We start from the raw sequence: 13,355 nt of genomic DNA, 5'->3' as shown, positions 1-13,355 counted from the left end.
TTATTACTCAGAGATGCGCTGAGTTTTCGCTGAGATTCGCTGAGAAATTTGTTAATAATTCTACAATGCTAAAATTCCATATAAAATCAAGAACTCTCTGTGCTACTTTGTGTTTCTCCGTGTGTCCCTGTGAAACTTTTTCTAAAGCGCATTTAAAAGAATACTTCGTATCTTTGCATTTCATTTTTTAACGATGCAAAAAGAAACTATTTCCAACATATTACCAGAGCGACACCCCAAACCTAAATGGTTGCGTGTTAAATTGCCAACTGGTAAAAAATATACCGAATTAAGAGGTCTGGTTGATAAATATAAACTCAACACCATTTGTGCTTCTGGAAGCTGTCCTAATATGGGCGAATGTTGGGGAGAAGGTACTGCAACCTTTATGATTCTTGGAAATGTTTGTACACGTTCTTGCGGGTTTTGTGGCGTAAAAACTGGAAGACCAGAAACCGTGGATTGGGATGAACCCGAAAAGGTAGCGCGATCCATAAAAATCATGCAAATTAAACATGCGGTTTTAACGAGTGTTGATAGAGATGATTTAAAAGATATGGGCAGTATCATGTGGGCTGAAACTGTTAATGCAGTACGCAGAATGAATCCTGAGACGACTTTAGAAACATTAATACCTGATTTTCAAGGTGTTGAAAATCACATTGATAGAATTATTAATGTTGCCCCAGAGGTGGTTTCCCATAATATTGAAACCGTTAGAAGATTAACGAGAGAAGTGCGTATTCAAGCGAAATATGACAGAAGCTTGGGTGTTTTAAAGTATTTAAAACAGCAAGGTCAAAGACGCACAAAATCAGGCATTATGCTAGGTTTGGGAGAAACCAGGGAAGAAGTTATCGAGACTTTGCATGATTTAAAAGATAATAATGTAGATGTTGTAACCATTGGACAATATTTACAGCCTAGTAAAAAACATTTGCCAGTGAAACGTTTTATTAACCCCGACGAGTTTGATGAATTCAAAGAAATTGGGCTTAATCTAGGATTTAGACATGTAGAAAGTAGTGCCTTGGTGCGTTCGTCATACAAGGCTCAAAAGCATATAAACTAGACAAAACGCAATTTATCGGAAAAAAGGTGTACTTTATCGAATAAATAATTATATTTGTCCACCTATTTAAAACTAAAATGTCCCAAATTAAAAACATATATATAGTTTTAATGTTGTTATCATTCAGTATGTTTTCTCAAACTCTTGAGGAAGACCCTGAAATTATACAAAATAACATTAACTATAGGATTGAGCAGTCGCAAAATGATATCTCAAACTTCAAATACTTTGAAGCTCAAAAAACTTTAGATGAGGCATTAGCACTTGCTGAAGAATCCAACAATAAAAAAAGCATTGGACTTATTCAATCCATAAAAGGAAAACTTCATCTTATTATAGAAGAAGAAGATGTTGCTATACAATCTTTGAACAAAGCGGTTGAAATGCAGCGCATTACTAACGACAACAAAAACCTTGGTCGTTCGTTTAAAACATTTGGTGATGTTTACATGGCCAAGAACAATATTTATCAGGCCCTAGACTCTTATAGGGCGGCGAAATCTAAATTTCAAGAAGAACAACTAGATTTAGAACTAGCGGAAACACTTCTAGCCGAGGGTAATGCATATTTTGAATTAAAAAACTATAGAAAAGCTAGAGAGCTAGTTGAGCAAGCTGTAGTTATCGCCAGAAAAAAAGAACTAAACAAAATTTTAAGTAGTGCTTTGGTGTGTCATGGGAAAGTCTATGATGCTTTAAACGAACCTGAAAAAGCCTTAAATTTCACTAAAGAAGGTTTAGCAATTGCCAAAAGCAACGGTTATAACACCATTAAGAACACTGCATATTTAGTTCTAAGTACAATTTACGAAAACACTCAAAACCATCAACTTGCCAATAATTACTTAAAATATCATATAAACCTATCAGATTCATTAAGAGGAGTAAAACGAGCAAATCTTTCGCCTGAAAAACGTATTCAGTTTTTAATAAACGATCAAATTGAGAATAATAAAAAGCAAAAAGCTGAACTTGAAGAAGCAAAAAGTCAAAACGATTTAGGCACACTAATATCTATCTTGAGCGTTGCGTTAATTACTATTTTATCGCTGCTAACATTATCGCTGTACAAGAATAATAACATCAGGCTTAAGACCAATAATATGCTTCATAAAAAGAATAATGAACTTATTATTGCCAAAGAAAAAGCGGAACTAGCTTCAAAAACCAAAGCCAACTTCCTGTCAACTGTTACTCATGAATTAAGAACACCGCTTTACGCCGTTACTGGTTTGAGCAACATGCTTTTAGATGAAAATCCGAAACCTGAACAAATTCAACATTTAAAATCATTGAAGTTTTCAGGAGATTATTTATTGACTTTCATCAATGATATTCTTCAGATTAATAAAATTGAAGCTAATAAAGTAGAAATAGATCCTGAACCATTCAGCCTTAAAAAGAAAATCAACAATATTGTTTTAGCCTTAAATAATTCGGCAATAGACAATAACATCACCATTCATTTTGAATACGATAAAGATTTACCGGAAAACTTTATTGCAGATCAATTAAAAATTTCTCAAATCCTTATTAATTTAATAGGTAACTCTATTAAGTTTACAAAGGATGGAGATATTTGGATACGGGTTTACAAAATTGGTCAGAAGGATAACATATACGAACTCCGTTTCGAGGTAGAAGACAACGGTATTGGTATCACCAAAGAAAAACAAGACCATATGTTTGAAAGTTTCTCACAAGGGTCCATTCAAATTAATCGCAAATATGGCGGTACTGGTCTAGGGTTATCGATTGTAAAAGGATTGATTGATATTTTAAAAGGTAAAATTTATTTGCAAAGTGAATTAGGAAAAGGCACTACTTTTTTCTTTGAAATTCCTTTAGAATATAATGCGGAAAAGGAAAAATCGGCTAAAAAAGCAGTCAAAAAATTAGATGCCAGACCTTCTAACATAGATCTAAGTACCGTGAAAATCTTAGTTGTTGAAGACAACAAGATCAACCAAATGATAACAAAAAAGATTCTTAACAAAATGGATCTTTACTGTGAAATTGTTGATAATGGCGAAGCTGCTGTTGATATGATTAAGACCAACAAATACGATATTATCTTAATGGATATCCACATGCCAGGGATTAGTGGTATTGAGGCTACCAAAATCGTGCGGACTTTTGATAAAGAGTTAACTATTTTTGCACTTACTGCGGTAACGATAGAAGATAAAATGCATGAGTTTGATGAAGCAGGATTTACGGATATTATTCCTAAGCCATTCAAGCAAGAAGAGTTTGAGAAAAAACTGTTCAATGCGCTTTCTAGTAAAAATACGGCGACTGCTTAATAGGATTTCATAAAATTCAGAATTGCTTCATTAAATTTATTTCCATCAGAAATTGATACTGTTATTGGTAAATAAAACAATTTGTCTTTTAGTGATTTATACTGTTTTAAACGCATAAAATCTTTCTCTGTAGTAATTATGAGTTTTTTAGATTCTAATGCTGAAATATCGTTTGCAGAAAACTCATGGTGGTCTTTAAAGTTTGAATGTTCAAACTTCAAATTTTTATTCTTTAGAAATTTGATGAGCGGACTTGCATTTGCAATACCCGTCACTAAAGCAAAATCTTTAAGTTCATTTAATTGCAACGCTGCATTTTCAGAAATAACTTCATCTGCATAAGAAATGGAACTAAAAAAAACCTGTTGATCGTTTGTTGCATTAATTCTACGTAAAAAACCCACTTTCTCATAATAACTCATATGTTTAGGACACTTTGTAACCACAATTATGTGCGCCCTTTTTGCACCACTTCTTGGCTCTCTTAAATTGCCCGTAGGCAAAACGGTATCCTTAAAATATGGATTATTATAAGTCGTAAGCATGATATTAAATCCCGCTTTCACTTTTCTGTGCTGAAAGGCGTCATCCAACAAAACCACTTCTGGCAAATGTTTCAATTTTAATAATTGCCCAATGCCGTTAACGCGATTGCTATCAACCGCTACATTAATCTCATTTTTAAATTTATGGTAAAACTGAAACGGCTCATCTCCAATAGTTTCAGCAGTCGCATTTTCGTCAGCCAATTGAAAACCCTCCGTTTTTCTTTTGTAACCCCTACTTAATGTCGCCACTTTATAGTCGTCTTTTAAAAGTCTGATTAAATACTCAATCATCGGGGTTTTCCCTGTACCACCAACACTTAAATTGCCAACACAAATTACAGGCAAGTCAAAAGAAGTCGATTTTTTTAGTCCAAAATCATACAATATATTCCTACACCATGTGATGGCATAGTAAATAGGGACCATTGGAAATAATATTTTTCTAAGAAGCTTCATTTAAGCGAATGTATAATATTTTATCTTTGAAGCAAACAAATTAATTATGATTGTACAAGATGTTATTAATCATTTAGAAGAACTGGCGCCATTATCCTATGCAGAAGGTTTTGATAATGTTGGTCTTTTAGTCGGTGATAAAAACACTAAACTGACTGGAGTTTTAGTTACATTAGACACGCTTGAAGCAGTTGTTGACGAAGCCATTTCAGAAAACTGTAATCTTATTGTAAGCTTCCACCCTATTATTTTTAAAGGTTTGAAGAAAATAACAGGAAAAACGTATGTGGAGCGTGTAGTTCTTAAAGCCATTAAAAATGATATCGCCATTTATAGCATGCATACTGCGCTTGATAATGCATTTAAAGGTGTAAACGCTATAATTTGCAATCAATTAGAATTAGCTAACAAACGTATTTTAATTCCGCAAAGCGAAACCATCAAAAAATTAACCACTTACGTTCCTAAAAACGAAGCTGAAACTTTAAGAAATGCTTTATTCAATGCAGGCGCGGGAAGTATTGGCAATTACACAAATTGCAGTTTTAACGTAGAAGGTTACGGTACTTTTAGAGGCAATGACCAATCGTCTCCCACAAAAGGAAAAAAAGGAGAAACACATACAGAAACCGAAACTAAAATTACGATAACCTTCCCAAAACATCTAGAATCCCGAATATTGCAAACGCTTTTCAACACACATTCTTATGAAGAAGTAGCTTACGAAGTGGTTACCATTGAAAACAAAAATCAGCATATCGGAATGGGAATGGTTGGGGAATTAGCCACACCAATGTCCGAAACAGATTTTCTCAACCATGTTAAAACTAAAATGCAGACAGGTTTTATTCGCCATTCTTCATTTTTAAATAAAACCATTAAAAAAGTAGCGGTATTAGGTGGCTCAGGGAGTTTTGCAATAAATGCTGCAAAAGCTACTGGTGCTGATGCATTTATAACTGCCGATTTAAAATATCACGACTTTTTTTCAGCCGAAAACAGCATCCTTTTAGCCGATATTGGCCATTATGAAAGTGAGCAATTCACAAAAAATGGTTTAGTAGAGCATCTTACAAAAAAAATTACTAATTTTGCAGTCGTTTTATCAAAGACAAATACCAATCCTGTTAAGTATTTTTAAGTATGGCTAAAAAGAAAGAAGTTAGTGTTGAAGATCGTTTAAGAGCTTTATACGATTTACAACTTATAGATTCTCGCATTGACGAAATCCGTAATGTACGCGGAGAATTGCCTTTAGAAGTAAGAGATTTAGAAGATGAAGTTGCTGGATTAAGCACAAGATTAGAAAAACTTGTTAGTGGTTTAGAGGTAATAGACAACGATATTTCATCTAAAAAGAACTTAATTGAAGAGTCTAAGTCACTTATTAAGAAATATGGTGAGCAGCAAAAAAATGTTAGAAATAACAGAGAGTTCAACTCACTTTCTAAAGAGGTAGAATTTCAAGAATTAGAAATTGAATTGGCTGAGAAGCACATCAAGGAATTTAAGGCGCAAATAGAGCAGAAAAAAGAAGTGATTGCTGCAACAAAAGAGCAATTAAAAGAGCGCGAAACACATTTAAAACACAAGAAAAGTGAATTGAATGCTATTTTGTCCGAAACTGAAAAAGAAGAGAAAGCTTTAATTGAAAAATCAGACGCTTACAAAACACAGATTGAAGAGCGTTTGGTAAAAGCTTATAATAGAATTCGTAAGAATGTAAAAAACGGATTAGCGGTTGTACCCATTGAAAGAGGTGCAGCTGGTGGATCGTTCTTTACAATCCCACCGCAAGTACAGGTAGAAATTGCAGCGCGTAAAAAAGTAATTACAGATGAGCATAGCGGACGCATTTTAGTTGATGCCGCTTTAGCCGATGAACAAAAAGCAAAAATGGAAAAAATGTTTAAAAAACTATAATCCATTTTTAAATAGATATTTAAAACCTTCAGTTTTCTGAGGGTTTTTTTATGCCTAATAATTTTGGATACTCCTTGAGTTAAAAAGGCTTATGGGCGTTGTAACGCTGAGATTCACAGGGGGAGCACAGAGTTGCGCGGAGTCATCCTGAAAACTAAAAAATTCTGCGGTTAAGCAAAATCTTGGTGATAGTGATAGCGTGAAACCAAAAAATCCGAAGGATTCAAATAGGTATAGAAAAATAAAACAGCGATATGTTTAATACGACCCTGTCAGGGTCGAATAAAAAAAACATAAATTGTGTCTATAAGTATATAATCCCTTTAGGATTAATCAAACATATAAATTTTGTGATGGTGATAATTAGCCCAAAAACTGAACCTATAAATACCAAACTCATTTTAAAACAACTTTCACAAACAACGAATTAAGGTTTCGTATTTTTATACGTCTATTAGAAAAAGAAAAATCATTATGAAAAAATTTATCCCCCTTTTAGTTTTAGCACTCCTATTCAGCTGTAAAAACTCAGCCCAAAATACTAAAGATCAAGAGGCTGTTATAAACGCAAAACCCATTGAAGTCCCCATTAAAAACGGAAAAGCAAAAGCATATTTTGCAAGTGGTTGTTTTTGGTGTGTGGAAGCCATTTACGAAAGTATTAAAGGCGTTGACGAAGTTATAAACGGCTATTCTGGCGGACATTCAGAAAACCCTACCTACGAAGCCAGCAATACTGGGCGCACAGGACACGCAGAAGCTGTAGAAGTTATTTACAACCCAAAAATAGTCAGTTTTGCAACCTTAGTAGATGCCTATTTCGCCTCCCAAAACCCAACACAAGTTAACGGACAAGGGCCAGATAAAGGCTCTCAATACCGCTCCATTATTTTTTACCAAAACGACGCACAAAAGAAAATCATCTTAGAAAAAAAAGAAGCCTTAGCAAAAAAACTGGATGCTAAAATAGCAGCAGAAATCTATCCATTTCAAAAATTTTGGGTGGGAGAAGCGTACCATCAAAACTACGAACGTTTACATCCAAATAATGGGTATATCCGTAATGTATCTATTCCAAGATTAAAACGGTTTCAGGCTCAGTTTCCTGAGGAGTTATTGAAGGAAAGTCATTAATAGTATATATTGCATGCTCAAATCAACTCTTCAGAGTCAACTTTATTAAACTCAATTTTAGTTAACAAAAGTTCGCTATTTTAGTTTTACAATAAGAAGTTGAAAATGACTTACTTTATTAGAACTTTAATCTAAATTTTCAAATATAAATAAATGGAATTTTCACAAAGTGCTTGGGATGTTTTAACCGGGCATCCGCTTTTCAGCAAAACGTTTTTTATTGTCTTTTACTCTTTATTATTGGTGGAAGACTTGGGTATAAAGTAGAAGAAGAAAAATTCAACAGCAGGAATTCAAGTGGAAATTTAGAATTTAATAGTTATAAAGCTTCTAGAAAAGCTAATCTTAAATGGTCTATTTGGAATTCTGTTGGAAAAATAGGGCTTTGGGTTTGGCTAATCAGCTTAATTGCATTAATTGTTACAGGATAGTTTTTACCTTTAATTCCTATTTTTTACAGCCCTCAAGTAAAAATCAAAGGATACAACTTATCTTTTGTCACAAACATCCCAGATTCGTTCTTTATCAAATTAGGCAACACATCATAAGGACTTTCATCAAACTCTCTTAACTATTCAATATGCTATCCCGCTTCAGTTAAAGCAGAAACCACTTCACCTAAACCATGATTCCAGCCATATTCCTTACTTAATCCCCAAGGTTTTAAATCGGGCAACCATCCAATTACGCCATTACCGGTAAACACAATATCAAATGTATCTTTTATAAATTCCGAAGTATCTAATACATTGCAACATATGCAAATCAAGGATTGAGAACAAGAAAAAAACAAGCTTAATTAGTTGAGAAACAACACCATTAACTTATTTAATCTATTGATTTTCAGTATCTTAATAATCAATTTCAACAAGATTATTTTGAATACAAAAACCAATAACAAGGATTACAAGTCTGTGAAAAATTCGAGGACAACCGACAGTATAGTTTAGTTAAGGGCAAAGATTATCTAATCTCAAAATAAGATTACTTTTCTAAAAGCACTATATTGTATTCTGAATTTATAGTAACCTTACCTGCTTTGACTGTGCAAGAAACACCTGAATACCCATCGCGAAGTTCATCACCGTTTTTAAATACTTTCGAAACATCTAAAACTTTTTTGCCAATTGGTAAATCCAGTCCAACTACAACCAAATCTTTAAAATCACCTTTTGAAAAACTTCTATAAAATAAATAAGGAGTTTCCGTTATCATTTGATGTACTCCAGCGCCAATAGCAGGATGGTTGGCGCGAAACTGCCCCAATTTTTGCCAATGTTCCAAAACCAATTTGGTTTCTTGGTTATTTTTAATAGCCTCCCAATTCATAAAAGAGCGCAATGTGGCATCGCCTACCGTACCTGCAACCACTAAAGAACGTGCAGATTCATCACCATAATACACCTGTGATGCGCCTGGGCATAACAACAATTTGGTAGCCGTTTCAAAAGCCTTTTCTCTTGATGCATCAAATGGTTGACTATCATCATGAGAACTTAAATAATTTAAAACACTATAGCCTTTTAAATCTGAATTTAGTATTTCTGAATATTTTTTGAAGTGCTCTTCTGTTGTCATTTGAGCTGCATGCCATTTCATTTCAAAATTAATGAGTCCATCAAAAGCATTGTCAAAGTAATTGACTTTCTTATCTCCAAAATCAAAAGCTTTAGTGGCTGAAATTCCGTAGTTATAAACCTCTCCAACCAAATAGAAACCATTATCATCAAGAACATTATCAGGATTGTTCTTTTTGTATTCCGCGAAAGCGAAATCACATGCCGCCTTAAATTCTTGCCATACAGATTCCTCTACATGTTTAACGGTATCCACACGATAGCCATCAATCCCAAAGTCTGTGATATAATCTGTGAGCCATTTCATGATATAAAATCGAGGTGCTCTTGGATATCCTGTTCTTTTGAAAAACGCATCTAATTCGGCAACTTCTTGCTCATATCTGCCTTCGGCTTTCCATTTTTCAACCAATTGCGGTGGCAACTCTACAGCTTCATCACTTTCAGTTTTAATGTCTGGAAGGTTTTTAACCAATGTGCACGAAATTGTATTGTCGTAAGACGCATAATCACATTGTGGTTCGGTACGCACCCAAGTTGAAGGCCATACGGGATCTTTATCGGTAACCGGTCCCGTATGGTTTATAACCGCATCCAATAAAATACGGATGCCATTTTTGTGAGCCACTTCAACCAGCTCCTGTAAATCTTTTTTAGTGCCGAAATTTGGATCTAGATTTGTCCAATCGCTTGCCCAATAGCCATGAAATCCATAGGAAATCCCTGTACCTTCATCAGTTCCGCCATGTATTTGCTCTACGATTGGTGTCATCCAAATGGCATTGATGCCTAAATCGGAAAAATAACCCTCTTTTATTTTTTGAGTGATTCCTTTAATATCTCCTCCCTCAAATCCACGAAGCTTTCCTGTTTCTAAATTCCTGTTGAAATTAACATCGTTTGAAGTGTCGCCATTATTAAATCTATCAGTCAATAAAAAATATACATTTGCAGCTTCCCAAACAAAAGGGGTTTCTGGCTTTTCTAGAAGTGCCTCCTTTTTGTCTTCACAATTAAAAAAAACCAAGCATGCTACTACGATTAAAAAATACTTCATTTTATTAGTGTTTCAAAGACCTATAAGTCCCGATAGCTATCAGGGTTAAAACTAAGAGGTCTAATTAGTTTTTATTGAATTTTTAAGATGAAAGCCTCTAATGCATCCAACTTTATTTTGATGGTACCGACACCATTTTCAATCTTTAGGGTTGCACTAAATTCATTGTATAGTTGGTCTGTCAACTCATAACTATCATCACTCAGATTCCAGTTTTTGATGACGCTATCAGGGATTTTCAGTTCAAATTCACTTCCGTTTTCAGCATCAAAATTTGAAACAATAATAAGTTGTTCATCATCACTCCATCTCACAAAAGACAAAACCTTATCATTGTAATCTTTAGTATTCAGTCGATTATACAAATGAATATCTTGATAATCCCCAGCCAAAGCGCTACTGTTTATTGTAAAATTCAATACTCTTTTATAGAAGTCTCTTAAATCCTTTTCTTCACCTGTTAATTGCCCACCATCAAATTGTTTGTTGTTTACCCAACGTTGATGTGCCGGCACACCTACATAATCAAATATTGACGTTCTGGTTGGATCTCCAAATCCTGTTTCTTCTGAACCATCCTCACCAACTTCCTGACCAAAATAAATCATGGTTGGCGCCGTTGTAGAAGCTGCCGAAACCACCATTGCGGGGTTTCCTTTTTCCGCACTTCCAGCAAAATCCGGACTTGCCAAACGCTGTTCGTCATGGTTTTCCAAAAAATGTAGCATGTGATGTTCAATATCCATTAAATCATCAAGAATTGGTGGAATATGATCTGTTTTTCCTTTGCCTTGCATCACACTTTTTATGGTATCATACAATTGGACTTTATCATACAGATAGTCCATTTTTCCTTTCTTTATATAATCTCTATAAAGTTTTGGGTTATAAACTTCAGCCAATAAAAACGCATCAGGATTTTTCATCTTGATACTGGAATTCATATAACTCCAAAATTCAACGGGCACCATTTCTGCCATATCATAACGAAAACCATCCACACCCATATCCAGCCAATACAATGCTATATCCTTAAATTTCACCCATGAATTTGGTACGGTTTTGTTTTTCCAAAAGCCATAATGTGTTATATAGTCTTCATTTCCAAAATCTTCAGGTAATTCGTCAAAATCCTTTTTTCCTTCAGGAGAAATGCCATAATTTACTTTTACGGTTTCATACCAATCATCCATATCGGGTTGCGACAACCGAGACCCGTTTCCTGTCCATTTTGCAGGTTTTTCTGGAAATTCACTATCTTCTAAAACATGTTTTTCTTTACCTAATGGCGTATAACCATTTTTCCAAATGGGCACTTTAAATACGTCTTTTGGATTATAATAAAAATTATTATCTACATGATAAGTTACCGATGTATCATCGTCTTCACCAAAATTCCTTACACCTTTTGGCTTCGAAATGCTTTTATAACTTCGAGCTACGTGATTAGGCACAATATCAATAATCACTTTTAAATCGGCTTCATGTGTGCGTTTTATAAGTGCTTTAAATTCCTCTAACCTATTTTCTACATTTACCGCCAAATCTGGGTTCACATTGTAATAATCTTTAACTGCATAAGGTGAACCGGCACGACCTTTTACAACATCGGGATCGTCATTTGAAATGCCATAGTTCGTGTAATCATTAATTACAGCATGGTGTGGCACGCCCGTAAACCAAATGTGGCTCACGCCTAAATCCTTAATTTCATTTAATGCTTTTGGTGTAAAATCGTTGAATTTACCAACACCGTTTTCCTCAATAGTACCCCAGGGTTTATTGGTGGTGTTTGTATTACCAAATAATCTTGTAAATACTTGGTAAACGACTTGTTTCTTTTTTGTAATCTGCTCCTTTTTAGCAGTTTTATTTTCTACTTTTTTTTGTTGCGTACAACTTAATCCTAACATTACTATTGCTATTAATATGTATTTTATTGATTTCATCTGTTTACTTTTTTAGTGCTTAGACCTCTTTAACGGAAGTCAGGTATAACCAGTTTGAGAAAAACAGTCATTTTATTGTGTCTTTTATGGTTGTTTTTAATCATTCTGGTTTCATTTTATTGTTCTTCTATATTAAACAACCAGCTTATGGCACTTTGGAATTCTGTTTTCCAAAACGATTCGCTATGCGTTCCGTTTTCAACAATCTTATTGTGAATACGGTTTTCTGAAAATCCATTCGCTTTTATTAAGCCTACCATTTTGTTCATGAGTTGTGCCACATTGCTGCCCTCTTTTTCTCCTGCTACATAATAAAACCGACTATCTTTTAAATTAGATGTTACTGTCGGAAGCTTAAACACGGAATCCGCATACCAAAATGATGGTGAAAACACACCAGCTTTTCCAAATACATCCGGTCGATCTATTGCTGCATAATGCGCAAACAAACCGCCCATAGACGAACCCATTACTACGGTGTTCTGACTATCTAGTTTTGTTCTGAACCTTTTATCTATTTCGGGCTTTAATATATTTACCAAAAAGTCCAAATACAGTTTCCCTTCTCCTTTTCCATATTTATCATTATTCCAAGGGGAATATTCGTTTAAACGTTTTTCTCCACCATGATCTACAGCAACAACAATGAGCCCAAAACCCGATTCGTCATACATTTTATTTAAGGTTTCATCCACTTCCCATTCGCCACTATACGACGTTGAAACATCAAATACATTCTGACCATCTTGAATGTATAAAACCGGATAACTTTCTTTTGAAGTACTGTAATTTGGCGGTAAATAAATACTGATTCTTCGCTTTCGATTTAATTGCGGGATTTCGAAATTCTCTGCAAATACCTGAACGTTACTTGTAGCGGTTGAAGGTTTGTTTTGTTGTCTTTTATCTGTCCAATTTAAAATACTTATTACAACTGTATCCTTTAATTTAGAAAATGAATACGTTCTGTTCTCTTTGGGGTTACCATTTGGTTCACACTCAACTGTTTCCCAATTTCCTTTTGTAAACTTATAACTTATATTTTTTTTATACTTAGGAATTGTGATTACATATTGGTTATTCTCTTTTTTTAATTTGAATTGTTCTTGTCCTCCAGACCAACCTTCAAAATCTCCAGAAATGAAAATATCATCATCAAAATTATGTGCTTTAGGGAAATCGTTTATGACAAACGTTACCAGCTCATCGATTAAAATTGTATTATCGTCCTGTTGCGTCTTGTTTTTACAGGACCATAGGAGAACTATACAACATATGATAAGTAGATGTTTTTTCATTAGATGTTTTTGAATTGCAACTGAAAAGAGACCTA

Annotated in this window: 10 protein-coding genes; 5 read left to right on the top strand and 5 right to left on the bottom strand. The window is 34.3% G+C overall.

The annotated features are described in order from the left end of the window. Positions 1-193 precede the first annotated feature (193 nt). The gene (gene lipA / locus ABXQ82_RS14140) at positions 194-1,072 is read left to right on the top strand and encodes a lipoyl synthase (protein WP_367060978.1); all 879 of its coding nucleotides are present in this window, start codon (positions 194-196) and stop codon (positions 1,070-1,072) included. 77 nt (positions 1,073-1,149) lie between these two features. Then, complete coding sequence (locus ABXQ82_RS14135; protein WP_367060975.1) at positions 1,150-3,378, top strand: ATP-binding protein; 2,229 nt, start codon at positions 1,150-1,152, stop codon at positions 3,376-3,378. On the opposite strand, the gene lpxK is transcribed toward ABXQ82_RS14135, so the two are convergent. After that, positions 3,375-4,382 (bottom strand): tetraacyldisaccharide 4'-kinase, encoded by a 1,008-nt coding sequence (gene lpxK, locus ABXQ82_RS14130; protein ID WP_367060972.1) that lies wholly within the window; start codon positions 4,380-4,382, stop codon positions 3,375-3,377. The two genes, ABXQ82_RS14135 and lpxK, sit on opposite strands and share 4 nt — an antisense overlap. 46 nt (positions 4,383-4,428) lie before the next feature. Here lpxK and ABXQ82_RS14125 point away from each other — a divergent pair, with 46 nt between their 5' ends. The 3 genes from ABXQ82_RS14125 to msrA all read left to right on the top strand — a co-directional run bounded on the left by ABXQ82_RS14125 (position 4,429) and on the right by msrA (position 7,439). Then, positions 4,429-5,523: a Nif3-like dinuclear metal center hexameric protein gene (locus ABXQ82_RS14125; protein ID WP_367060969.1), complete on the top strand. Its 1,095-nt coding sequence runs from the start codon at positions 4,429-4,431 to the stop codon at positions 5,521-5,523. Positions 5,524-5,525: 2 nt separating this feature from the next. Next, positions 5,526-6,305, top strand: coding sequence for a C4-type zinc ribbon domain-containing protein (locus tag ABXQ82_RS14120; protein WP_367060966.1), 780 nt, complete (start codon positions 5,526-5,528; stop codon positions 6,303-6,305). 474 nt (positions 6,306-6,779) lie between these two features. Beyond that, on the top strand, positions 6,780-7,439 hold the full coding sequence (msrA, locus tag ABXQ82_RS14115; protein ID WP_367060963.1) for a peptide-methionine (S)-S-oxide reductase MsrA: 660 nt from the start codon (positions 6,780-6,782) through the stop codon (positions 7,437-7,439). Between the two features lie 583 nt (positions 7,440-8,022). Here msrA and ABXQ82_RS14110 read toward each other — a convergent pair. From ABXQ82_RS14110 to ABXQ82_RS14095, 4 genes are all read right to left on the bottom strand, one after another. Further along, positions 8,023-8,208, bottom strand: coding sequence for a hypothetical protein (locus ABXQ82_RS14110; protein WP_367060960.1), 186 nt, complete (start codon positions 8,206-8,208; stop codon positions 8,023-8,025). Positions 8,209-8,423: 215 nt separating this feature from the next. Then, the gene (locus ABXQ82_RS14105) at positions 8,424-10,073 is read right to left on the bottom strand and encodes an alpha-amylase family glycosyl hydrolase (RefSeq protein ID WP_367060957.1); all 1,650 of its coding nucleotides are present in this window, start codon (positions 10,071-10,073) and stop codon (positions 8,424-8,426) included. 71 nt (positions 10,074-10,144) lie between these two features. Beyond that, positions 10,145-12,022, bottom strand: coding sequence for an alpha-amylase family glycosyl hydrolase (locus ABXQ82_RS14100; RefSeq protein WP_367060954.1), 1,878 nt, complete (start codon positions 12,020-12,022; stop codon positions 10,145-10,147). Between the two features lie 116 nt (positions 12,023-12,138). Next, positions 12,139-13,320, bottom strand: a complete 1,182-nt coding sequence (locus ABXQ82_RS14095; RefSeq protein WP_367060951.1) for an alpha/beta hydrolase-fold protein — start codon at positions 13,318-13,320, stop codon at positions 12,139-12,141. Between the last annotated feature and the right edge of the window lie 35 nt (positions 13,321-13,355).

This window comes from Algibacter sp. 2305UL17-15, assembly GCF_040720935.1.
Taxonomy (GTDB): Bacteria; Bacteroidota; Bacteroidia; order Flavobacteriales; family Flavobacteriaceae; genus Jejuia.
The sequence above is the reverse complement of the archived record's forward strand: the minus strand, read 5'-3'. Positions and strand labels throughout refer to the sequence as shown.